General features: G+C 33.3%; 20 protein-coding genes and 1 tRNA gene. 3 read left to right on the top strand and 18 right to left on the bottom strand.

Annotation, left to right across the window (positions count from 1 at the left end):
- Positions 1-479: 479 nt before the first annotated feature.
- The 3 genes from KO524_RS04525 to KO524_RS04515 form a co-directional block, all read right to left on the bottom strand.
- Entirely contained in the window at positions 480-1055 is a 576-nt protein-coding gene (locus tag KO524_RS04525) for a DUF4411 family protein (protein WP_219290882.1), read from the bottom strand.
- Complete coding sequence (locus KO524_RS04520) at positions 1039-2208, bottom strand: ImmA/IrrE family metallo-endopeptidase (RefSeq protein ID WP_255555137.1); 1170 nt, start codon at positions 2206-2208, stop codon at positions 1039-1041. Before KO524_RS04520 ends, KO524_RS04525 begins: the two co-directional genes overlap by 17 nt.
- Before the next feature lie 537 nt (positions 2209-2745).
- Positions 2746-3159, bottom strand: coding sequence for a helix-turn-helix transcriptional regulator (locus KO524_RS04515; RefSeq protein ID WP_219290879.1), 414 nt, complete (start codon positions 3157-3159; stop codon positions 2746-2748).
- A gap of 246 nt (positions 3160-3405) precedes the next feature.
- Between KO524_RS04515 and KO524_RS04510 the strand changes: the two genes are divergently transcribed.
- Complete coding sequence (locus tag KO524_RS04510) at positions 3406-4452, top strand: helix-turn-helix domain-containing protein (RefSeq protein WP_219290876.1); 1047 nt, start codon at positions 3406-3408, stop codon at positions 4450-4452.
- Between the two features lie 10 nt (positions 4453-4462).
- Positions 4463-4978 (top strand): hypothetical protein, encoded by a 516-nt coding sequence (locus KO524_RS04505; protein ID WP_219290873.1) that lies wholly within the window; start codon positions 4463-4465, stop codon positions 4976-4978.
- A gap of 268 nt (positions 4979-5246) precedes the next feature.
- On the opposite strand, the gene KO524_RS04500 is transcribed toward KO524_RS04505, so the two are convergent.
- From KO524_RS04500 to KO524_RS04460, 9 genes are all read right to left on the bottom strand, one after another.
- Entirely contained in the window at positions 5247-6257 is a 1011-nt protein-coding gene (locus tag KO524_RS04500; protein WP_219290870.1) for a hypothetical protein, read from the bottom strand.
- Between the two features lie 125 nt (positions 6258-6382).
- Positions 6383-7345, bottom strand: a complete 963-nt coding sequence (locus tag KO524_RS04495) for a hypothetical protein (protein WP_219290867.1) — start codon at positions 7343-7345, stop codon at positions 6383-6385.
- A 117-nt stretch (positions 7346-7462) separates the two neighbouring features.
- Positions 7463-7987: an Imm51 family immunity protein gene (locus KO524_RS04490; protein WP_219290865.1), complete on the bottom strand. Its 525-nt coding sequence runs from the start codon at positions 7985-7987 to the stop codon at positions 7463-7465.
- A gap of 193 nt (positions 7988-8180) precedes the next feature.
- Positions 8181-8546 (bottom strand): VOC family protein, encoded by a 366-nt coding sequence (locus KO524_RS04485; protein WP_219290863.1) that lies wholly within the window; start codon positions 8544-8546, stop codon positions 8181-8183.
- 243 nt (positions 8547-8789) lie between these two features.
- A complete protein-coding gene (locus tag KO524_RS04480) occupies positions 8790-9794 on the bottom strand; it encodes a hypothetical protein (protein ID WP_219290860.1) in 1005 nt (334 codons plus the stop codon).
- A gap of 239 nt (positions 9795-10033) precedes the next feature.
- Entirely contained in the window at positions 10034-11857 is a 1824-nt protein-coding gene (locus KO524_RS04475; RefSeq protein WP_219290857.1) for a hypothetical protein, read from the bottom strand.
- A 204-nt stretch (positions 11858-12061) separates the two neighbouring features.
- Positions 12062-12931, bottom strand: coding sequence for a hypothetical protein (locus KO524_RS04470; RefSeq protein ID WP_219290854.1), 870 nt, complete (start codon positions 12929-12931; stop codon positions 12062-12064).
- Complete coding sequence (locus KO524_RS04465; RefSeq protein WP_219290850.1) at positions 12931-13821, bottom strand: pentapeptide repeat-containing protein; 891 nt, start codon at positions 13819-13821, stop codon at positions 12931-12933. The genes KO524_RS04470 and KO524_RS04465 overlap by 1 nt, the downstream gene beginning before the upstream one ends.
- A gap of 204 nt (positions 13822-14025) precedes the next feature.
- Positions 14026-15027: a hypothetical protein gene (locus KO524_RS04460; RefSeq protein WP_219290848.1), complete on the bottom strand. Its 1002-nt coding sequence runs from the start codon at positions 15025-15027 to the stop codon at positions 14026-14028.
- Between the two features lie 233 nt (positions 15028-15260).
- On the opposite strand from KO524_RS04460, the gene KO524_RS04455 reads away from it, so the two are divergent.
- Positions 15261-16100 (top strand): tyrosine-type recombinase/integrase, encoded by an 840-nt coding sequence (locus KO524_RS04455; RefSeq protein WP_219290845.1) that lies wholly within the window; start codon positions 15261-15263, stop codon positions 16098-16100.
- 488 nt (positions 16101-16588) lie between these two features.
- Here KO524_RS04455 and KO524_RS04450 read toward each other — a convergent pair.
- From KO524_RS04450 to KO524_RS04425, 6 genes are all read right to left on the bottom strand, one after another.
- Positions 16589-16676: transfer RNA gene (locus KO524_RS04450), tRNA-Ser, on the bottom strand.
- A gap of 95 nt (positions 16677-16771) precedes the next feature.
- Complete coding sequence (locus KO524_RS04445; protein ID WP_255555135.1) at positions 16772-17563, bottom strand: TSUP family transporter; 792 nt, start codon at positions 17561-17563, stop codon at positions 16772-16774.
- Between the two features lie 63 nt (positions 17564-17626).
- Positions 17627-18937: a phenylacetate--CoA ligase family protein gene (locus KO524_RS04440; protein ID WP_219290843.1), complete on the bottom strand. Its 1311-nt coding sequence runs from the start codon at positions 18935-18937 to the stop codon at positions 17627-17629.
- Positions 18928-20589, bottom strand: a complete 1662-nt coding sequence (locus KO524_RS04435; protein ID WP_219290842.1) for a C45 family peptidase — start codon at positions 20587-20589, stop codon at positions 18928-18930. Before KO524_RS04435 ends, KO524_RS04440 begins: the two co-directional genes overlap by 10 nt.
- Positions 20576-22117, bottom strand: a complete 1542-nt coding sequence (locus KO524_RS04430; protein WP_219290840.1) for an NAD(P)/FAD-dependent oxidoreductase — start codon at positions 22115-22117, stop codon at positions 20576-20578. The genes KO524_RS04435 and KO524_RS04430 overlap by 14 nt, the downstream gene beginning before the upstream one ends.
- Positions 22107-25781: an MMPL family transporter gene (locus KO524_RS04425; RefSeq protein WP_219290838.1), complete on the bottom strand. Its 3675-nt coding sequence runs from the start codon at positions 25779-25781 to the stop codon at positions 22107-22109. The genes KO524_RS04430 and KO524_RS04425 overlap by 11 nt, the downstream gene beginning before the upstream one ends.
- Positions 25782-25784: the final 3 nt, after the last annotated feature.

Here is a 25784-nt window from a genome sequence, read left to right as displayed (position 1 = left end):
TAAATATATTTGTTGAACATTGGGTACTATCTGAAGTATAGCTATTTCAATTGCAAATATATTTATTTAGACTGAATAAGAATAATGAATTTGATTTTTAATATAAACCCTATATTATAGCTTTAATAATATCATATACCTATCCATTTACACAAAAAAATGAGTACCAAAACGTTAATTGTGTGAATTAATAAACGGTATAAAAATAAATTTCGGGAGTGTTTTGCTCGTAGATTTGACCTTCTACGTAGCTTTTTAAGTTCTTGAATACTTTTTGGCCCCAGATACGAGATAGTTGTTTAAAGTATTATTTAATTCTATAACTCTTGATTTTATAATTTCTTCCATTTCTTTGATTTGGTGATTTGTGAGTGTCGGTATAGTGAAAACTGCTGTTGTGGGACAAGGCAATGGTACTGGATAAGAAAACTTTCCATTTCGCCGTTCTATTAAACCACCACGATGTTATAGTTGTTTTTTTAATTTATCTCAAAATTAATTCCATCGAGCTTTTTAATAAGTTGCTGGATATTTATTGTCTTGATGCCCAATAGCGAACACATTGCAGGTATTTTTTTAAAAACTTTATTATCATTACTGAACTCTGTTTCTTCAGTTACGAGCAGTATTTCTTTATCTGGATTGTCTCTCTGTAAAGTTAGACTTGTCAAAATTAATTTCACATCGGCGGAATTCATAAAATCATTTTTTACAGAGTCGTATTGTATTTCTGTTAATCTATTTTTCTGAACGCCAATTACAAATTGATTGTCAACCAGTCTTAGAAATTTAGCAGGTGCAGGTGGTAAAAGGAATTCCGTATTTAATGGCAGTTTGTTGGTTTTATTAAAAGTCTTGTCAGCTAAAAATGTCAGTGTAGTAACAACAATTCCTTTTGATGTATAATTACACTCCTCAATTATCTTGTCAATAACCAAGATTTCGCCATTTGCAATTTTAGATTTGATTGCTTCAAATAAAATGGTTTTCTTGTCAAATGGTAAGTAGTACCGAACCAACGACAATAAAGAGCTGGTGTCAATTACTACTATCATAGAGGAAACTATTTATTTTATCTGGTTTTATATTTAGTTTTTTACAAAACTCAATCTCATTAATTACGCCTTCGTAAAATGCGGTCTGAATTGTTGATACTAGTAATGGTGATTTAATTGCTATTGGTGTTGATCCACCTGGTTTAATCCCGTTCAGTTTATCTAATTCTCTTTTCGCTTTTAATGCTTCGCTTTTAATTCTAAATTCCTCATCAAAACCAATTTTTACTTGGTTATAATCCGCTGGGCTTATTTTATTAAGCAACAGTAGTTTTGTAAAAATAGCCATGCTACTTAAATGTGTTTTTTCGGATATGGATTGAATCAAGTCCATATTATAATCATTATGGGCATTGGAGCTATCCATAGTTCCAATGATTTGCTCCAATTCGCCACTGAGAAAATAGAAAGCAAAATCATTACACCAAGTTTCAATTCTTGATAATTTTTGGTTGACGAAGTCTTGATAATCAATTCGGTCTATCTCTTCTTCATTCAAAAGATAATGTCCCAATTCGTGGGCCAGTGTAAAAATTTCTCTTTTAAAAGAAGTTTGTTGACGCTTGAGTACAATGACATTGGGTTTAAGGAAAAAGCCGTCAATATTAGCTTTCTCTTTTTTATTCCAAGTTTCTACGAATTCAAATACCAAAATATTTTTAGCCGCAAGTTTTTTTATTAACTCGGTAAGAAAATCTTTATCCCTAACCTTAAATTCAGGATTAACCAAACTTCTTATTGTTGTTGCCACAATTTTGGGTTCGCTATTAATCGTAAAAAGAGGCAATGTTCTATCAAATTTTATATCTGAAAGCTCAGCAATGGCTGATAGAGAGATTTTAAATTCTTCAAAATGATTTACAATTTTTCTCGCACCTAGACTTAAATCAACATCAAATTTTGTCTTTCTAAAAAATATACTTGCATCTTTAGAAACGTCTGGCGATTTAGGGTCTAAATAGTAATGAATCCCCTTATTAAAAACTTTATCAATTCTTTTAAGGTGACCCAATTCAATATTGGGACTTAATATCTGCTCTTTTGTAATGGGTTTAGTCAAACCTTCACTTATTACAGGCAATAGTTCTTCAACCGACATATTTAACAGTGTCAGTAAGTACTTCAGTCTTTCTGTGTTTTGTTCAACTTTCAAGAATTACTCTTTAATTTATTTGCAAATATACTCAAATCTTTAGTCGTGCCTTGGTGGATGTTGAGCTCTTAAAATCAAACCAAAACGTATTTTTCACTTATTGAAAAACATTCGTGTTCGTAAAAAAAGACCTCGTCCTCAATTCCTTAACTCCGCTACTAATATAATTATTTATTTGTAAATTAAGCACTTAATGAAAAAAAAGTAAATAATAGCTAGCTCACAAATATTACAACGATTCGTTTAGGCGCGCAGAAAATTGTCGATTCGATGAAGTCAATTCCCTAGTGTCGTCGATACCTACATACAAAAATCCTCAATCAAATTGGCGATTTTTGTATAGGCATAAAAGATTTTTTTACTTTTTTATTCAGGAAACTAAAACGGTCACTAGGAGTGAAAATTAAAAGTTTAAGAGATAATGCTCAAGCGTAGTTACCACCCAAATGGATGTGTGCGGCAAGGGAAGAAAGCCGTGTGTAGCCATAAAAAAGCCTAAGCAAAGGTTAGGCTTTTTTTTGACTGTTATAAATTATTTTATTTACTGTGAATAAGCTTTTCCAAGCGCAACATCATTTCGTCTTTTTCTTTGAGCATACGCTCATATAGGGCAATTTTTTCTTCGTGAAGTTTTAATATGGTTTCAACTGGATTTATGTTTACTGTCCCGTAATTAAAAGCATTATCACCAAATGTACTAGCAATAATGTTTACAGCTTGCTCTTCATCAAAGTTTTCAATCGCTTCTACAGGAACTTTAAGTATTTGAGCTACTTGTTGTAGCAAACTGCTTTCTATGGCTTCTTTTTGCTCTAAAAGTGATATTTTTTGCTGATTCCAATCCTCACCCAATTCAAAGGCTAAAGCGTCTTGTTTGATGCCCAACATTTCTCGAAAACGTTTGATATTTCTTCCTTGATGAATCTTTCGGTTAGTGGTGTTTTGTGTCATGCCGTCAAAATTAAAATAATCTCTGAGTTAAAGATAATTAATTTGCTGTAAAAAACGAAGAACGGTCTTTAATTTACAGATTAGGAGTATTTATCAGCGTATTTGAAATATGTCCATTTATACATTAAAAGCAACCTCCCTTTTCGCCAAAACCCTGATAGGCGATGTGCTAAAATGTAATCAAAAACTTGATTGGGTTGACAAAATTACTATTTTTGTAATATGTGTCAACTAAATTAAATTGTTATGAAAGAAATTGTTTCACAAAAAATACGTCAAGCTAGGGTTCTCAATGCTATGTCATTACAAGAACTTGCCGACTTAATCGGGGTATCAAAACAGATGATTTCGAAATACGAAAATGGAAGTTCAATGCCATCTAGTAAGACATTTATTCAGTTGGCAAAATCATTGAAAGTAAAATTGGATTATTTTTTCACTCCTTCGTATGTTGAATTAGGAGATGTTAATTTCCGTAAAAGAAGTTCTTTTTCTGTAAAAAAAATTAATGCTTTAAAAGAAGAAATTAAAAATCAATTATCTCATTATTTGGAAATTGAAAATATATTACAAATTAATAATTCTTTTGACAATCCATTAAATAAGAGAAAGGTAAGTTCTTTAGAAGATATCGAAAATGTTGTAAAAGAATTAAGAAATGAATGGGAAATTGGTTTTAATCCAATACATAATATTGTTCAACTATTAGAAGATAAAGAAATTAAAGTTATTGAAATTGATGAACCTCAAAATAATTTTGATGGTCTTGCATCAATCGTGAGTGAAAAATATCCAGTGATTGTTGTAAATAAGAATTTTAATGTCGAAAGGAAACGGTTTACTCTATTGCATGAATTAGGACATCTATTATTAGACTTACCTCAGTGCGATGTTAAATTTGAGGAGCAAATATGCAATAGGTTTGCATCAGAATTTTTACTCCCTAAATCTATGGTTTTGAAAGAATTCGGAGAAGGAAGAGAAAGTATATCACTTAAGGAACTAATAGAAGTACAACGTAAATATGGTATAAGTATTAGAGCGATAATTTATAGATTGAAAGATTGCAAGATATTAAGTGGAAATAGAGTAGTTGAATTTTATAAAAAGCTAAATTATGACCCCCGATTAAAACATGAGGTCGATGCTCAACGATTTCAAACTCCAGAAATATCCAATAGATATGAACAATTAGTTTACCGTGCATTTTCACAGGAGTTAATTTCATCTAGTAAAGCAGCTTCGTTATTAAATATTAATATCAATGAAGTATTAGAGAATTCAACTATGTAAATAAAATAGCATGAGGATAGTAATAAACGATGCCAATATCTTAATCGACCTATTTCATTTAGATTTAGTTGAAGTATTTTTTAGTTTCCAAAATTTAGAATTGAAAACAACAGATTTTGTTTTTGAAGAACTTTACGAAGAGCAAAAGAATGTTATACAGCCATTTATTCAAAACCAATCTTTAATATTAATTGAATCTTCCGAAGATGATTTGCTTAATATATTTAAACTTCTATCTACAAATAATGGATTAAGTGTTGAAGATTGTTCCGTATGGTATCACGCAAAAAAGAATGCAGCTATCCTTTTAACAGGTGACGGTAAACTAAGAAAACAATCTTTAGCTGACGGTGTAGAAGTGCGAGGCATTCTATATATTTTTGACCAATTATTACTTGTTGGTTTACTATCTTTTGAATTAGCCATTAAAAAACTGAATCAATTATATTTATTAAATGAACGTTTGCCTATTGATTCAAAAAAGCAACGATTGGATTATTGGTCGCGTTCTGAACATATTACCTAAGGTTTCGGGGTTTGCGATGGCGGGGTAAACTCCTTGTTATTTGTTCGTTATTGTTTCGGTTTTATACTTTATCAATTGTCTGATCGATGTTAGATGTCCCAATAAAAAGCAATAAAGTCGCCATGGTTGTCAGTACAAAAGTCAGCGAAATATAGGTCGGCAAATGGTCTATCATTTTGTATTTGTTCAATATTTAGGGTATCAATCTACCATGACGGCTAGCGTTTCGGGCTTTGCCATCAGTGGCAAAAATTGAAGCGAATTTGTTTTAAGGTAAATATTTATTTAAACTCAAATCCATATAATACGATTTGTTTCCATCTTCTACCAAGAAATAAATCGATGCTTTAGGGCCATCAGTTATATTGTCCTGATCTAATTTTTCGTAGCTGGTATAATCTAATTTTCTAATGTATATTTTGGATTGAGGTTTTATAATCCATTCTAATTTATCTGTATCAAAAATACCGTGGGTAGTCCATTTGTCATCGTGATTGTGATTGTACTTAAAAATATTACCAGAGCTGTTTAACCAACCCAAAAGCTCATTTTTAAATTTTATCTTTCCATTAAAACTAACTAAAGATCCTTTTAAACCACGACAAAGCCCGGTAGTAAACCAAATATCATCCGTTTCTTCTTTAATTTTATTAATACATTTTTCATTAAAATTAAACTGAGGTAAAGCATTTCCCTCCGTATCAATTATTCCATCAAAATATTCATCATCACCCGTTTTCTTAGTCGCTATAGCATAATATTTACCTTTGAATTTAAAAGGGCTTACATTAAATTCGTGATGACTTTGAGCATAGTATAAATCCGAATAAGCTACTAACTTCCCATTATCATCTACCTTAAAACCTTTGTATCCGTCTTTAGAATCCAGTACGTCTATTTTTGGTTGACGGGGACCTTCCATAGCCATTAGATTTTGATCTCTATATATCTTTGTCACATGAACTTCTTGCGTTTTAGCGTTGATTTCATATTCATAATCCCCCTTGTAAACACCTGTAATATTAGGTTTTGCAAGGGTTACTTGTTTCAGATTAGCAGTTGGTTTTAAGATCCGTTTTTTATTTTTTGCGTTAACAAAGCCCGTTTTCTCTTTCACTTTATAAGGTAAGATATTTTGATAATCATCAACTTCTAAGTTTTGGTAAAGCGACTGAATTTCTCTCGTAATCGTTTCGATTTCATTGGATTCCTGAGCAAATAATGGCATCGAGAAAAGTATCATTATGAGTCCGAAAATTATTGATTTAGTTTGTTGCATTTTTTTATTTTGGAAAATTCTCTGTAATCAGTGTTTTTTTAATTAAGGCTAACATCTCTGGCAGCAAAAAAGAAAGCCGCATGTAAAATTAAGCACTACAATAGCAAAACCCACCTTAACTGCAATTATTTTCTTAGAATATTGGCTTTATTTTTTTCCTTGAAAATTGTATTAAGTTTTTCAATTCTAGCTTTATTATAGTCCATAAATCTAAAATCAAGTGTTTTTAAAGTGTCTATTTCCGTAAGAAAGTAAAATTGCTCTGCCTTTAATTTCGTATTGATTTCATTTAACTCCAATGCTTCTAATTTTCGCAAGGACTTTAGAACTTCGGGATTATTCCAAACTTTCATATTAGCCAGCTCCAATTTTTTTAGCTCTTTAAGTCCAATTAAATTGGGTAGTGTTTTTACTCTTGATGCGTCGAGTTTTAAGGATTCTAAGCTTTCAAAGTCTGCCAAACTAGCTACGTTTTCTAACAGCTTTATCGAAGTAAGACTAAGATTGCGCAAGGACGGCTTGTTAAACGAGCTGAAATCATTTGGAGCACTACAATTGTCAATACTAAATTTTTCAATCTTGTTTAAAGATTTTAAAAAGCTAAAGGAGTTCGCTGTTGCAGACAGATAAATTGTTGTCAAATCGCTACAATTAGACAAAGCTTCTATATCAACAAAACTTCCGGTCAGACTTATGTTAGTTAATAAACTTAGCTTCTCCACAAAAGAAATGTCCAGCTTTTTATTCGGTTCCAATTGCAAACTGGTCAATTGTGTCATTTGAGAAACCGGCTGTAATGTGGTATTGTTAAACCCACTAAAATGCAGTTTTCTAACATGCTTCATTTTTGTTAATGAAGCCAACTCTTCATCTGTTATAATTCTTTTATCAGAAACGCTCCAAACGTGCAAAATCAAATCCGGTCTTACACTAAATACCATTTCATCTAATTCTTCTAATACGGATAGTTTTTCTGCTCCAAAGGCAAAAGTTACAGCAGCATCAGTCCGTAATATTTCAACAGCCTTTGTCATTTTAGCTTTTGTCCAAGGAACTCCGTCCATGGAATGTATCCATTTTTCTGTCATAAAGAGTGGTGGTGTAATTGCAGGTGATGTTTCAGGGCTTGGCGAAGGCAGGGTTTTGAAAACGAAATTTTCATCCTTTTACTCCCAGTTGCCAAAACGAATTTATAGGGCTTAAATTTAGGAAAAAAAACGAATACAATTCGTTTTTGGCGGATATAGGAGTAGCAACTTTAAATTTAGCACTACAGGCCCGCTTTTTAAAAAATTCAGATACTCACTTTGCTTATTTGTCAAATTGGGATAATGAACATATTTGTAAAAGTCATTTTGAGCTTGCTCATCTAATCCAATAACAAACCCATTTAGCAGTAATTTCTCTGCTTCTTCAAGAGGGATTTTAGGGTTAACCTCAGTTTGTGCACTATGGTTTTCTTCACCTCCTGTTATATCTCTTAACAACTGAGCTAACTTTAATAAATCTTCTTTAGTTTGTGAGTAGGCACAAAACATTCCCGCTTCACTATCAAAACTAACTTCTTTTTGAATTTTATGTTCTTCTACAAGTTTTTTCGCAAGTCTTTCTACCGTGTAACCACCACAATCTTGATCTCCAAAATAATTATCGAAATAATGAAAGTCTGAACAAATCATTGAAAAACCTTTTGGGTGTTCAACTAATTTACAAGGAAAATACGCATTCATTTTTTGTCGGTTGTTTATTAGATCGGTCGGTTATCAAAGGTTTACACATAAAGCTCTGTGCTTTGCGACAGCTAAGGAAATTGGAACTGGGTTCTCTCGGCGGGACCGAACGAAGTTATGGAAAAAAGCAGTTTCTTTTACCAATGAAACAGAAGTTGCGCAAAACCGCTGTTTGCAGTTCGTTTAGTGAATTTTACTTTTTCTGCAAATTAAAAACTGTTCCAGCTGGATCAGCAATCCAATGCATATCTTTTGGTAACTCTTCAATTTCATCACAAGTTTCGACACCGTTTGATTTTAAATATTCTGTCGCCTCTTCTACATTTGGGACTGTTAATTGTAGCCAAGTTTCCGAATGCGTGTAATTGTCAACGCAATCTAGCCAGATAACATTTGCTCCAAACTTAACAGAATGAGTTTTCGAAACTGTCGGATTTGTTATTTGAACTTCTTTAACTTCAAATTTTAATACGTCTCGATAAAAATCTACCGTTGCGTCATATTTACTTTTGGGTATTTTTATCGCAATGTTTATTCCTGCTTCAAATGTATGCTCCATAATTCTTATTTTGGTTTAAGAGAGTTTTCATTACAATGACCGCTAACATGACGAAGCTTGGCGCATGTGGCGAAAAAATAAAGCCGGAACTTTACGATTAACCAAAACTAAGCAACGCCTTTTGATTTTTAAATTTAATAAATAAAAAGGAAATAGGCGAGTGCGACAAAAAATAAAACCAACCTAATAGTTTGCCTTTACCCGCCATTGCGCCAAACTTGTGTTAGCTGAAGGTATTATTTTTTAATGCTCTAATTTTAAACTTTCTATTTCAGTTTCAATAATTTTTAATTCTTCATCATTGAATTTTTCCTTACAACCAATGCTAATATAGAAATCAATATCTTTTGGATTGACTATTATCGCTTCATATTCTATATTTTCACTAGACTCTTTTAGCTGTTGACCTGACTGAGACAATTGAACAGCTAATTCTATAGCTTTAATATGTTCAATATTGGGGTTAAGTAACTTTATTTCGGCTATTTTTTTATTAACTTCAGAATTAAAACTATCTATTATTTGATATTCTTTTTTCGTAAAACTAGTACCTTTTTTTACTAGAAAAACTGAACTTTTTAAAGCATTAAAATTTGAATATGTGATTTTTACTTTACCGTTTTTTTCTGTCATTGAAGCTTTTAAAGAATCTATCATAAAAATATCAGAGAAACTTGGAACATAGTTAGGGTTTCTATCTAAGTTGATTATATCATTTCTATAGTATAAATTTAAAATATAAAGAGAAGCTAATGCTTTAAGTAAATATCTGATATTCCCTTTATGTAATGTTTCTAAATTTCTATTATGTTTAACTGCGTTGTAAGCAGAATAATAATCATCAATGCTGTTTTTTTGGTATTTAAATGGAGTAAATGATTTATTTTCAGCCTTTTTAAAATACATATTGTTAGATGAAACAACAACAATTTTTTCATCAATACAATACGTTTTAAATAAATATTTCAATCTACAACCATTTGTGATAGCTCTGTTACTGTCAACATTTGGAAGTCTTTTAATAAGTGTATCTTTTCCTGATGTTAATTCTTTTATTAAAGCTTCTATTTCAGTACAACATCTTATTAATAATTCTCCAATTTTTAGAGAATATGGAGGACTTTTTACTAAGCCTTTTTCTTTATCTTTAATGTACTCAAACTGATTGTCATCAAAGTATATATTGAATGAAAGTTCAATAACTTCTTTTTCTAAATTTTTATAAACAGGCCAATATAAATTTATCACTCGACATTTGTTTTTCGGTTAGATTTTGAATACTTTCAGCTAACGGTTCATGGCTTTGCGAAGTGGCGGAAATTGAAGCGAAAAGTTTCAATTTAGCGACACAGTAAGCAAAAGCCAATTTATTGAATAAATTTAAGTAAAAAGTCAATGTAATTGGCTTTTTGCGGAATAGAAAGGCGAAAGTTTGTTTTATGACTTAACTAGCCATTGTGCCAATCCCTTGTTAGGTGTAGTAACGATTAGGAAATAACAATCTCAAATTCTTTTGATTTTAATCTATCTAGTGGATCATTACCATTAATTTTTTCTAAAATCATCTCATTTAAATCAATATCATTAAACTCAAGGATTAGTTTATTGTGTTGATACAAACTTTGTTGTTCAATAACAGCAGTTTTATCAAGACCTTTTCTAGAGAATACTATTGCGAAATTTCCTACGTTTTTAGTTGTATATTTTGAGACACTAAATAAAGTAGTCGAATTAAGTTTTTCTGCATAATTTTTAAAATCTACTATTATAGCTTTAGCGTTGTAATGCTGTTTTATTTCTGCCCAAAACGAACTAGAGTCTTTATAATAATTACTTACAACTAAATCACGTCTATGATTCTTTTTAGAATTTTCCACTTGTTTTTCAGCAAGATATGTTTTAAAAGAGTCTTCGAAAAGAAATTTAAATATATCAATGCCAATTTCTTCATATTCTGTCCAAAATTTTTCACCAGTTGGACAATTTTGTAGTCTTTTAATTAAAGTTTCCCCTTCAAATTTCTTTGATAGAACAATATCGTTTTGAATTGTAATAATATTTTCTTTAATATACCATTCAATAATGTTATCGTTATCGATTTTTTTAATCTTATCTATAAGTTCAGAAATAAATAATACTTCAATGTTATTTTGTTTTAATGTCTTTACGATTAAATCACCAGGGAAACTGCTGAAAACAAAAATGACAGAAAAATTATTTAATATAGGTTTTACTTGTTCTATTTTATCAGAAATTTTTTCTAAACTTCTTGATTTATGATGATAAATTTCGAATGCGAACTTTTTATTTTCCTTTTCTGCAAGAAAATCAAAAATTGAAATTTCATCATTTGACATTTTTAAAATTTGATATAATTGGCATTTCAATAAGAATTTTGTGAATTCACAAACAACTGATTCATTTGCATTTAAAAGGAAAACACTTATAAGTTCTTGAAATATAAAATCTCGTGTAAATATATTTATATATTCTGATTTTTTTAATGATTGTACAATAGCTGCTGTTTGCTTTTCACTTATTTCTTCCAGATTATAAAAATAAGCTGGATAAAAATCGAAGTATTGTTTAACTAGACTTATAGAGGTGTTTTTACCCGAATTATCATAGGAATGTATGCGAAACTCAAAAATTTCATTTGACATTGCTTGTGTCAAGTAAGCCCTAATATTCTTTCTATAGAATGAAAATTGTTTTGATATGGAAGGGAAATTTAATCCTATATAATTTTGATAGAATTGAAGATCTTTTTTTAAATGGTCTTCAACTGAATCATAATATTTTTTACTAATTGACACTCTTTGTTTCTTTATTAAAGACGATCTTTGAGATGCTTTATATTTTTTTATTCTTTCTTTCTTTTCATCTTCATTTATAAATAGCAAATTATCATTCAAATAGTAATATTCTGGGATTTTTATATCTTCATTAAATACTATTAATTCATCAATTGGAAGATTTAAAATTGCTAACCTTATTTCATATAAATAGAATAATAATTCACCGCCATATCTAAGTCTCGTTATATATAAACATTCATATAACTCGAAGTGTAATTCATTAATAAGAATTAGCTTCTGTGAAAAAAAGTTCGAATAAGTATTAGTGTTTAAAGTATTCCAGAAATCTTCAGTAAATGTTAAAGGAATTAAATTAAAATTTCGTACATTATTTATTATTGTTAATAAGTCTTTCTTTAAATGAGAGAAATTTTCAGGGTCGTTATTCTTAAGTAGACAAATTTCTTTTAGTATGGAAATTAATTTATGATAATATTCTCTAGTTAATGTCATTTAATGTTCTTCTATTATAGTGCGTTTTAGCTATTGCACCTAACGGGCCGCGTATTGACGATAGTGGCGGATTAAAAAGTCGAAACCTTCAATTTTGCACTAAGTTAAGCAACAGCCTTTTATTATTTTCTAAATTTAAGAAAAAAGGAAATATAAAAGGCTGTTGCGAAAAAAAGAGAGACTTTAAACTTCTCCCTTAACCTGCTATTTCGCCAGTACGATGTTATGTGATGTTTTTAATTTTTCTAGTACTTTTAAATAAATTCTTTCAATCGATTTGTTTGAAGCATACATTTGAGGATTAGAAATACATTTATTTAAATATTGGTCTTCAATAGACTCATTTTTTAATATAAGTTCGATTAATCTTAGTTTTTTATAGGCTGAATCTATATTATTGAAATCAAAATTATACAATTTTAAATTCTTAGGTGTAAATGAAGTTGTTATTTTTAAACCAATTCGATTTACAATTGAAATAACAACTTTAGCAAATTCTTTTGAAGGAGTTATGTCGTCAAAATTATTTCTATAACAAGATTTTACAACTCTTAATTGCAATAATTTTTCAGCTTCATTTTGATTTATTCTACCTTCTAACAATAAATTTTTTACTAAATCAATATAACCGAAATTATACTCTTTTTTAAGAGCAGATTCATATATTAAATAATTTCTAAATGTTAAGTAGATATTATCTAATAACCAAGAATAACTTATATCATTATCAGGTATTTCTTGAATGAAATTTAAGAATAACGAAGCTTTTTTCATTTCACTTTTATAATCAATACATTCATTGAAATTTTCTAAAATTGAATGTAATAAATTACCTGCGTCATAAATAATTTCACCTTCAAGTATTAAATGTTTTACAAACAAAAAACCATTAGTAGAGAGATATTTTAATTTTACATATGTATATATTGATACAGACCAACCTAATTTTACGTAATGTTCTTTTAATAAATTTAGTACATTATAATCTTCAGCAACAATCAATAAATCTTTGTCACTGTATTTATCAGAGTTACCTCTAATTGCTGAACCGTATTTTAAAATGCTATATTTCATTATTTTACAAATTTATTGATTAAAACTGTAATTAGAAAACTAAATAGGATAAAACCTAATATTCCTTGAAAAGTTAACATATTCATTCCTAAGTCAGAAGAAGGTTGAAATTGTGAATCTACTATTTTTGTCAAAACGTCGTTTGTGAAATAGAAATTTGCTAAGTTGTTATAATTTTCAGAAGAAAATGCTGCAATTTCTACATCTTTAGTTTTTAGAATATATTTTTCCCATAGAAAATAGTTTGATATAAAAGAGCCAATGTAAACAATAGAAAATGTAACTATAAAGTTTCTTAATCTAAGACCATAACCAAACACTTTCCTGAAAATTATATTAGGAATATATTGAATTAAAAACTCACAAATTGGAATTTTATAAGGTTGCTTATATTTGTATTTACTAATTAAAAGTCTCCCTTCCCATTTAAGCAGATTATATTTTGCTTTTTTAGAAAATTCAATTATTTGTTGATCTACAGAATTATCATATATTTCTTGATATAAATGTACTACAATATTTGAAAAAGAATAATTGTAACCTTTAAAATTCCCATCAAAAGAAATTGGATTAATATATGTCTTGTAGATTCTTATTGCGTGAGTATTACAACCACTAAAACTTGCTTCAATGAACTTACATTTTTTAAATTCTGTACCTATGAATAAACAGTCAACAAAATGACAACTAATAAAATCTACATCTTCGATTAAAGTTTTACTAAAACTTACATTGTTAAATGTTTTATTCTTAAACTTAAAGTCTTTAAGTTCTTTTGGTATAAAAATAAAGTTTCGTATTGTATCATGATTTAATTGATAATCCTTTAAAGATTGCTCTTCTAGGAATTCTGATGGATTATCATTTAGTCTAAAAAAGTTTTGAAGCATAGTTTTCTTGAAATATCACATAACGTCACAGGACTTTGCGAAGGAGTCAAATAGAAAGACGAAACTTTCAACTTTGCACCAACAAAAGCAAAACCTTTTTTTATTTGCCAATTTACATTTTTTTAGCAAATAAAAATGGTTTTTGCGGATTAAAAGTACAAATGTTGAATTTTGCACTTAACCCGCTCTTTTGCAAAACCCATGTTATCTGCTGCCATTTTTAAAATTAATATTAACTCTTAATATCCATCCCATTTGTGGAGTTCCATCTTTTGGATCTATGTACTTAATTAAAATCCATTTAGGTTGTTTTTTCAAGACTTCAATTAAATAATTTTTAGGGAGATTATTTATTATTATAGATTTTTTGTTTGGCTTTAGTAATATTTCAGATTTATCTAACAGTTTATATTCCTCAACATTTTTTTCTTTATTACTTAAGATTTTATTTACATATTCAAATGTTTTTTGTTGAGCTACTTTTAATTCTTCAACATCATTTTTAGTTGCCAATTCTGGTTTAGTTTGGACAAAATCATAATATTGGTGCATTGCAGTAAGCATCATTAATATTTCAAAAAATTTGTAAATTATTGAAGCAGATTGCTTGTGTTTTTCATAATAGAAATTGAATTTTCTAAGTAATAACTCAAATGAGATTTCTAATTGTTCATCATTACTTTCTATTACACTATCTGAAAATTCTACAGCTTCATTTACAAAATTTTCGTAATCCTCTAATATTTCCCAATCATTATTATTTGAAGCTAACTGTGTTAATTGTGAAGTCAGCGAATTAAACGCAGTATTAAGATTTCCAATTTTATTTATTTCTAAAGTTGGATTAATAAAGTTTAAAATAGATGTTGCTTTTTGTATCGATTTTAAAGTATCAATATATTGCATGCTTTGCAAACTTGTAATTCCTTGTAATGCCAAAATTGTTGAATCTGGAATTTTTGGAACAGTAATTTGTTGCATGATTGAGGTCATTGAATTGAATGCTGAAAGACTATTTATTGTTTTTTTTTGACTTTCTAATAAACCATTAAATTCATAAGTTTTTAATATCTCGCTCATAGGCATTAATGCTGCTATAGTCGCTGAATCTATACCTAATTTAGATTTTTTAGCCAACTCTTGGAATTGTAAAGATAAAGAGGAGCCCAAAACAGAAGAATTAACTTTTTCGTTAATTTTATTCATTGATTTTATTCATTGATTTTAATAATTCATTTATATCCATGAAATTGTTTTATGGTTGCAGATAACATTGTTTTTTACGAAACTACACTATGTTTTGTTTCGTAAAACAACACCTATATCCGTATTTCGTTAAATTCCCCGCTAATATAATTAGTTTTTTGTAAATTAGGCACTTATAAAGTTATTTTTTGTGGATAGCGAAACAAAATATGTTAAATTGAATTTACTTGCGTATGGATAGCGAAGCAATTCTAAAAACTTTACATAACCGATTGCAAGTGCAACGATATGCTAATAATACCATCAAGTCATATTGTGGTTATGCACAAATATTCTTAGAGTATATGACTAAATATCATACGCTTAATGAAATACCTATTGCTGAGATTGAAGCTTTTATCAATGAAAAAGTATTTCAAGACAACATTAGTGCGTCGTATCAGCGCTCTTTAGTTGGCGCAATCAAGAAAATATATGAACTGGTCAATAATCAACAGATAGAATTAAACTATTTATATCCTAAACGAAAGTTAACTCAATTACCTACTTTTTTCTCTCAAGAAGAGGTGAGGAAGATACTAAATGCTACCGAAAATCTAAAACATAAAGCAATTCTTACTACTATTTATAGCTGTGGATTACGCTTGAGTGAATTAATAAATCTTCAACTAACCGATGTAAAATCAGACAGTGATTTACTTTTAATACAACAAAGCAAAGGAAATAAAGATAGGCTAGTAGCTTTACCTGATAAGCTATTAAGTTTATTGCGGGAATATTATATTGAATACAAACCTAAAGTGTTTTTATTTGAAGGAGTTTATAATACACAATACAGCGAAAGAAGTGTTCAGTTAGTTTTGAAAAAGTCCATGAAAAAAGCCAATATTACCACCAAAGGTAGCGTGCATACTTTACGACATTCGTACGCTACGCATTTAATAAAGAGCGGAATTGATATTCGGATTGTGCAAGAATTATTAGGACATACTGATATTCGAACAACTATGATTTACACCCACATTACAGATGTAGATAAAAAATCAACACCAAGTCCATTAGATTTTTTATAATCTAAAAATAAAACACCCGAGCTTAAATTTTTTGGGTGCAAAATTGGGTGTTTTTTATTTAATTCTTTGATTTAAGAGAGTGTATTGCAGAGAGGAAGGGATAACTCTGTGACCTCAAAAGGGCTCAAAACACAAAGAAAAACCACGGGCTAACGCCCTCGTTTTTTTGTTTCCCCTTCGCTTATGAAAATAAATTTTCAACGCGAGGGATTAAGGGATTACTACGTGATCCCTAAGGGGTTTCAAAACACAAAGAAAAACCACGGGCTAACGCCCTCGTTTTTTTGTTTCCCCTTCGCTTATGAAAATGAATTTTCAACGCGAGGGATTAAGGGATTACTCCGTGATCCCAAAGGGGTGTCAAAACACAAAGAAAAACCACGGGCTAGCGCCCTGGTTTTTTTGTTTCCTACCCGCTTATGAAAATGAATTTTCAACGCGGTGGGGAAACAAAAAAACCGATTGTTTTCACAATCGGTTTTTCTTTGCAGAGAGGAAGGGATTCGAACCCTCGATACCCTTTTGAGGTATACACGCTTTCCAGGCGTGCGCCTTCGACCGCTCGGCCACCTCTCTAATTCGAGTGCAAATATAGGATTTATATCGGTTGTAAAAAGTTTTTTTATTGATATTTTTAATGGAGTAGCTGTTCTAATTAAGCCTACCTAACGCTATTTGACAAATACATCCCACGAAAATCGCAATATGGTAATACCGACGATTATCAGAAAGAATATCCGTACAAAGGAGTTTCCTTTCAACAAGGCAAGCTTTACGCCTAAAAACGCCCCCAAAAGGTTAAAAACCGCCATCGGAATGGCATATTGATAAAGGATATGTCCCGATTGCGCAAAATACAACATGGCCGCTATATTCGTAGCCACATTGATGTATTTAGCACTGGTCGTCGCTTGCAGAAAATCGTAGCCTATCAAGGATACAAACGCCAATAATAAAAAAGTTCCGGTTCCCGGTCCGATCATACCGTCGTAAAAACCGATTGCAAATCCAAAGACCAAACCGATAATCAATTGGTTGATTTTAGTACGCGTCTGTTGAGATTGCAATCCGAAATCCTTTCGCGAATAGGTATAGACAGCAATACTGATCAGCAGTACTAAAATAACGGGTTTGATACCCGCCCCACTGACCAAGGTAATCGTATGAGCTCCCAATAAAGCGCCAGCAAAAGCCAATGCAGCTATGGGGACTAATAATTTCCAATCTACCGCAACGCTTTTGGAATACCGATAGGCCGAAAAAGCCGTACCCGTCAAAGAAGGTATTTTAGTGGTTCCAAATAAAGTGGCAATGGGATACTGCGGTAAGATAACCAACATGGCCGGTGTTTGCAGCAGTCCACCTCCACCTACTATAGAGTCAATAAATCCCGCACATAACGACACCAAACACAACAACAGGGTTTCGTAAGTAAACAAATCCCCAATAATTACTTCCATCATTTTTATAATATCAACTGCAGTTGCGTCAACAACACCTTAAAATTTTACTTGTTTTACCTAAACTTACACCAAATTTTGCGACTCTCTTTTGTCGATAAAGGTGGTGGGTTTGCGATTCATCGGGTTAAAAACAATTTTTTGTAGTACCTCAAAATCGTTAAATTCTATACGCGGCGTTACGCGCAATTTGGCTCTAAATAGGTCCTTGATAACGTTTAAGAAATCAACCGAATCGTTGGAAGTAACCACGCGAATCAAGATGTCGTCGGTACCGATATCGTTATTGGATATTTCGATTAAATGCAGTTTAATCTCGTCAAAAGACGCCAATAAATCGTGCATTGCTGGCGGATACAAAGTGGTACCCTTATATTTAATCATGTGTTGTTTGCGTCCTTCTACGGGGCCTATTCTATAGGTGGTTCTACCACAAGTACAAGGAGCGGGGTGTTTGCGCACCATATCGCCGGTTTTAAAACGCAGCAACGGCAAAGCTTCTATACCCAAAGTGGTGACGGTCAACTCCCCTATTTGACCCGATGGAACCGCTTGGTTGTTTTCGTCCAAGATTTCAGTGATGATCAATTCGGGATGGTGATGCCCGCCCTGAAAATATTCGCACTCCGTAAATGCAGCACTCATCTCGGTAGAAGCATAGGTCGAAAACAATTTAATGTCCCATTTGTCCGTGATGCGTTGTGCTAATATATTCGGTTTTAAATCGGCTGTTCTAAGGGTTTCTCCTATACAGATTACTCCCTCAATACTCGAGTTTTGGTAATCGATTTGATGGTGTTCGGCAAATTCAATCAGTTTTAACAAAAAAGACGGCACGCCAATCAAGTATTTCGGTTGGTATTTTAGGATGGAATCCCATTGCAATTGCGGAATACCCGCTCCAACGCGGATTACTCCAGCACCTAGTTTACGCAGGCCTAAAAAATACGCCAAGCCAGCCATAAAACGACGGTCCATAGTCGTCATCAGTTGTACCAAATCACCCTGTCTAATCCCTGCGCATTGAAAAGAAATCATTTCGTTATAAGCCAAACGATCCAAATCGCCATCGGTCATACCAAAGGTTACCGGATTTCCAAGCGTCCCGGATGTGGTTGCATAGTCGATAATGTCGGTTTTGGGAACACAAAAGAAATCGTCGTTAAAAGCCTGTAAGTTATCTTTAGTAGTAACCGGCAATAGCGACAGGTCTTCCAGTGTGCGTATGCTCGAAATATCAATCCCTTTCGCTTTAAATTGCTCGCGATAATACGGTGACTTATCCTTTAAATAAACCAGTAATTCCCTGAGTTTACCTTCCTGAAATGTTTTGATAGCCGCCTCGGAAGCCAACTCAATCGATGGTATTATCTGCATCTTCTCTGTGTTTTTCTAAGGTATTTCTCAACCGTTTTACGCTCTAAATCGGTGGTTATTTCCTTCGTTTTTGCCTTTTCAAATTCTATTTGGGCCTCTTTAAAATACCCTTTTTGATAGTAATATTTTCCAGCCCAAAAATATACCGACCAAAGTTCGGGATTTAATTGCTGATATGCCGTTATTTCTTCTGCAGAAATGACGGATTTATCACTGATTTTTTGTTGTATTTCCCTATCTATTTGTCTGTATTTTTCGTAATTCTCATAATCAACCGTCTCCAAAAAAGGATCTTTGGCGATGATCAAACTGTCTATACCCAAGGTTTGAGCAGTCTTAAGATCTTCTCCAAATATTTTATTGAGGTCATAGGCTACAAATTCTCCCAATTGATACGGATTGGATGATACCCAGACCAAGCGCTGCTCGGGTTTGAAGATGACGGCATGGTGTGCCAACAATTGATTTAAAGCTTTTTCATTGCCATAACCCAATTGCCTGCCATGCAAACCGTCTTTCTCTCTTAAGATTGCTGCCATTTTTTCGGGATTGAGTTTGTCGCTTTCGTCAATAAGCTGATTCATCTTGTCCCATCTGTAAGCGGAATGACTCTGCTCGATTTGATCCAAATTTCGCTTATCCGACTGGTATGCCTCACTTTGAAAGTGATTGGAACACAAGATATAATTGTTGTTTTCCACGCGATAAACATCAAACTTTTTTGGAGAAATTTCCAATAATACCACTTGCCTATCGGCAGCACTTCCCACCATAATCGATTCGGATACAAATACTTTTTTGTCTTTCGCAATCGCGATGGCTTCGTCGATGGTCGTAGCGTATTGGAGAATTTCCCTAGCCAGTATCGAAATAGGCGTTTTGGCCTTGAGCGGAATACTCGATTTGGCCGCGTTTATAGTAACGGTCAATCCCTCGGCATTCATGCCCGAAACCACTCCGGTCATTCCAGCCCAGGTTACGGACATAAAAGCATGGCCTTTTTCGGGTTTGACGAATGAAATGATTTTGTTTTTCGCAAAATCATCCCCGGCATAAAAATCGAAATTACGGCCAATTAACATCGAACCGTCTGCCGATTTATCATCCCAAACAGCCAAGGACGAACAACCTACCAAGGCCAAATCCTGAAACGCGTGTCCGATGTCGTGTGCTCCGTGCAAGTAGATGTTGCGTTCATATTTTTTACCCAAAAAATCGTGTTGATCAGAAGCATATTCGGAGACTCCATAAATTTCCAATTGGTATTCCAAAGGGATATAGGAAAGGATATCCCGGTTGTAGTATTTTAATAATTTGACCAACATCCGCTGTTTCCAAGGCGAAGGAATCAGTTCTTCCACTTTTGAAAAAAACACTTCTTCCTGAAAGTGATATAAATCTTGAGTCAACACACCGGTTTTATATCCAATTTGCAAGGGATCACCCGTGGTATACAATTCCCAAAGCTGTTGGCGGTTTTTAATAATAAAATTAGTACCCACCGTCGCAGTAGAATCGTTTATTTTGATCAATTGCGGTCGAATGCTGTCAAATGTCCCAAAATCAGGCGTATCACTCCATCCTTTTTTAACCATACAAGAGGTAGATAGCAACAACAATAAAAGACCTAAAAAGATTTTAATGTTCTTCATATGCATCGAGTTCTTGATGTAGTCTATTCAACAAATGATCTCTACCCAACATTTCTGAGCAGGTTACAAATGCACCTATCGTAACTCCCAATATGCCGTGCATTCCGACGTTTTGACCGGTAAAGAAAAAATTCCCCAGTTTGGAACGCGCAGAGATAAAGGTTTTCATCGGGTTGTTGGAATCTTTGACAAAACCATACATGTTTCCGTTTTCCGCTCCTATAAAATCGCGATAAGACAAGGGTGAAGAGGTGTACATTTTGGATATAGACGCTTTTATCGTTGGGAATTTTTTTTCCAATTGATTTAAAAGCAAGTTTGCTTTTTCTAACTTAAAGCGTTCGTAGGATTCACTTCTGCTCTTTTTGTCTTGTATGGTAGAAATATTAAAAGTCTCCTCCCACTTTTCAAACTCCTTGATATCCATATAGGTCATGATGGTCATGCTGTCACCCCATTGCTGATCGGCACTGGAACAATTCATGGTAGATACCACCAAATTGGGCCAGCTTTCTTTAGGATTCTCATAGGTGTTCCAAACCGAATCTATAGAATCGAAATGATAGGTATTGTAATTTTGATAGGGAAAACTATTGGGTCTTAAAACCAAGTAAACAGTAAAAACAGACGGAACCACTTCCAAGCCCATAATTCTACGTGTAAACGGTTTGGAGAAATGCTCTACCCCAACCATTTCTAATGTGGTCTTTAGATTGATATTGGAGATAAATTCCTTTGCATAAAACCGCTTTCCATCTTTAGCAACACAAGCCTTTACTTGATTGTCTTCAAAAAGAAAGTCGACTATTTCAGTGTGCTTATAGGTTTCCCCACCGTATTTTTTTAGTTCTTTGATCAATAATTTGGATATTTGACTACCCCCGTTTATGCATCTCCAAGAACTGTTTATATAGGAGTTGACAGAAAGTGCATGTACATATAAGGGCGTACGTTGCGCATCGCCCGCATATAGAAAATTAGTACCGGCTAAAATGGCTTTCAATTTCTCGTTAGATGAAACGCTGTCGATATATTCTTTGGCATTGATCGAAAGTACTTCTTCACTATAACCGCTTCCCTTTTCCAAGCTGTACATCGGAAAAGCATGACACATTTCTTGAATCTTTTTTAAGTAGGCTTTGATATTGGCTTCTTCTTCCGGAAAATAGCTCACCAATTGCGCCACGAAGTTTTCATAACCCTGAGCATGAGGATATTGGTTTTCATCGCCATCAAATGTAACGACATCATAACGATCTTGATCCATCTTATGCAGTTTCAAGTCTTTCATAATGCCCAAATAGGAAAAATACCGATACAGGTTTTGGCCTTTGTCCAGTCCGCCAATATAATGAACTCCCGTATCGAAGATGGTTTTGTCGCGTACAAAGGTTTGTAAATTGCCTCCGTATTGGTTGTTCTTTTCCAATACACAGACCTTTTTACCCTCTTTCGCTAGGATAACAGCTGAAACCAATCCACCCAATCCACTCCCAACGACCACTACATCATACTGTTTATACTCCATTTTGCCGACGTTTTAACACGCTAATATACGCATCTTGATATTCTAATTCATAAGAAGCAAACTCCTGATTACTTTGCGGTAAATCGCTTAAAACAATCAGCGTTTTTATATGCAACGGTATATGCTCTATTTTATAGTCTGTACTGATCAACAAAACTTCACAAGCTGGAGTTTGATCCGTTATTTCATCGAGATAAGTAATGTTGCGAATCTTTGCCAAATAATTGGTTTGTGCAACGGCTCTGCGCTCTGGATCCCTAATCCAACTGTAAACTTTTCGCTTAGCCTGTTGGAGTGTTAATATAAAATCCCACTGCCCATAGTCGTTCGCGATATGAAGAATCGTTGCCGTGTCGCTGATATAACTGTTGCAACGGTACATGGCGGTTTTGTATTTCTCAAAATCACTTTTTACCGTTTGCTCTATTTCGTACTCTTTATAACGATAACTGAGAAGTAATTTCTTTTTAAAATAGTTCTCATCTTCCAATTCTTTTCTAATAGCACTAAAATCCGCTCTAAAGTGTTGGCTGATTTTCTTAGTTCTTTCAGCATATTCTTTGCCAAAAGTGGTATCGTCATAACGGATTCGATCCCCAATTACATTGATGATTTGCCCGTCGTAAATGATGTGGTCTCCCTTGGGAATCACCTCTGAATTACCGTGTATATAGATCGGCAATACGTCCATTTTTAACTCTTGAGCCAAATAAAAGGCGCCCTTGTGAAAGCGCTTAACATCATTGTCAATCGATCGGGTGCCCTCTGGGAAAATCATTAACGAAAAACCCTGATCCACGCGTTCTTGCAATTTGTTCAAACTGTTTTCAATGCCTTGAGAAACCGGATAAAACCCAGCCATACGCACGAGTTTACCAAAAATCGGCGAATTATATACCCATTCGTTAATCAAAAAAACAATATTGGGATATACCATACCTATGGCCAAGGTGTCTAAAAAAGAGGTGTGGTTGGAAATAATAATAGCGGGTTTGCTAAAATCTTCGCCATTTTTATTGATTGTTCCCTTTTTAACAAAGGGATTCAAATACAAAACGGAAGTCATAAACCACGACATTCCCCGGCTGAACACCTTATACTTTGTCAGTTGACTTACCGGAGCCACAATCATAAATAATCGAATGATCAAAGAAAACAACACCCCTACCAAACCGTAATACAGGAATGAAAAACACGAGTGAAAAAACAAGCGTATAGTCAAAGGCGATTTGCCCTTTTTAGGTCTATTGATGATAAATATTCGAAACAAAATCGGATAGAGTACAAAGGTAATGATCACGGCGGCAAACATCCCAATTAGCGATACTAAGGAAATGGATTTTAAGGCGGGATGCTCGGCAAAAACCAAGGCACCAATAGCCAAAATCGTTGTCAATACCGCCAACAAAATAGAGGTTCGATAAGCGGGCATTTCGTCTTTACCAGTGGAGTATTCCTTTTGTAAGGCGGCCGTCATAAAAATAGTAAAATCAACGCCATGTCCAAAGACAAGGGTACAAACTATGGTGCTAAATATATTAAATTCGATGTGAAACAGTCCCATCAATCCCATGGTGACCAATCCGGTAAGCACTATAGGTATCATGCTGATGATTACCAACTCGATACGCCTAAAGAAAACCCACAAGATCAATACGATCGCGACAAAAGAATAGTTGATAAGGTTATTAAAGTCATCGACCAATTCACCCAAAAAGGTTTCGTTCATCTTTTGACGATCGATGACCAATAAGTTCTTTTCATCTGCCATGCCCAACACAAAGGATTCGCGTTTGTCGTTGTCTAATTTAACGAGCGTTGACAAGGTATAAAACCCTTGATTTTGAGAGATAAACTCCTCGATAATTTGTGGATTCAGTCCTTGATACTCCTTTAAAGAAATCGTTGAAAATGGCGTTTCCAACAATTGGTAAAAACCTTGATAGGTATTGGGTTTGAAACCGTAAACCGCGCCCGCTTGAATCAATTGTTTTTTCAACAAGCCAGTATCTATAGTTGTTGTCCAAAAGGCATTCCAGCGTTCGATGCGCGCTGCCTGATCCTTTTGTGATAAAATCAATCCCCCCAAGGAGCTGAAATTTAAAATTTTCCCCTCTTTAACATCGCGGTTTAATTGAGCAAACAAGTGCGAATTTTCACTGATTAGCGCATCGATATCCGATCCGTATTTGGCCAAATAAATGGTTTTGGTTTCTCTGTCTGTTCCCGCTTCTAACTTGGCCTCTGCCCGTTTTAGATCGGCTGGAAAGAAGTTGAGCTTAGAAAGGTCGTCGTCGAATCCGACCTTTTGGAAGGTAAAAAGGCTTACCAATACCAACAACAAGCATCCGATTAACAGTGTTTTACTCTTATCAAATTCGAAGCGAGCTACCTTCTCTACTATGGTCTGATTTTCTTCTAAGGTTTTGTTAGGATGATACAAATGAGGTATCATCAACAACGATATAATGCCCGATGCCATAACGGTTATCGAAGCAAACACACCCAAATCCTTTAGGGATTCTGAGTTGACAAACAACAAACATAAAAAGGCGATTGCCGTAGTTCCGCTGCTCATCAAAATGGGTTTGGTAATTTCTTTATATAAACTTTTGGTATCGCTGCAATGCTTGTAATGCGTCATGATATGCAAAGCATAATCAATGGTTATTCCCAACAATACCGCACCTATACTCAAAGAAATAGCCGAGATGGAGTCTTTTAAGAAGTACAAAACCATCAAGGCGAATAAACCGCTAAATAAGGACGGAATAAAGATGATTAGTGGAATAAAGATCTTTTTATAAAAAAAGATTAGAATCAACATCAAAGCGCACATCGAAATCAAAACAGTGGTTTGAATATCGTGTTTGATTTGTTTGGCATTGGCAACTGCAACAAAGGACGGTCCAAAATAATCTATAGTAGATCTACCTTTAAAATGCGCGTTGATATGTTCTTTTATACCATTTAATTCACCGGTGAAGATGGTGTTTTTTTCGGTTTCACTACCCGATAATGTCGGATTGATAAACAACAATAATTTGGATTCGTCTTGAGATACAACAAAACCGTTATAGAGCTTGTAATCGTCGCTTAAATTGAGTTTTTGCAGTTTTTTTAATGCCAAAAAACCGATACCGGCTGGATCTTTTAGAATAAATTCTTTAGCAACCATACCCGTTGGAGAAATCAGGGTTTTGTAGTTGTTCTCAACCAGTTGCGCTAGGCTATCGGAACCGATTTTTCGCTGGATTTGCAGGTAGTCTTCTTCTTCTAAAAACAGGGGCAAATGCTCGTAAATAAAATCAAAAGTGTGGTTGATGTTGTCTTCATCAATTTGCCCTTGTATGCTGTTGATATAGGGACTTAGTCGCTCTATACTATCTAAAAACACTTGTGCCGTTTCGGTCAGGTCGTCCAAACTACCGGTCGAATCCTTCTCGATGATGACAGAAATTTTATCGGCAAATTTGAGTTGCTTTAAGACCTTTGAACTCGTGTTTGTTTTTTCATTTTTGGGTATAATACGCGTAATGTCTTCGTCAAACTTGATCTGATAGGCAAAATAACCCATGATCAATAAAGCTACTAAGAAAAGTAGTATCGAAATTGATTTATTCTGATTAACACGTTTGTAAATTTGATAAAAAAACTGATGCATAAC

It is taken from the genome of Flavobacterium sp. NKUCC04_CG (assembly GCF_019345525.1).
Lineage (GTDB): Bacteria > Bacteroidota > Bacteroidia > Flavobacteriales > Flavobacteriaceae > Flavobacterium.
Note: the sequence above shows the minus strand (reverse complement) of the source record. Positions and strands in the feature narration are given on the sequence as shown.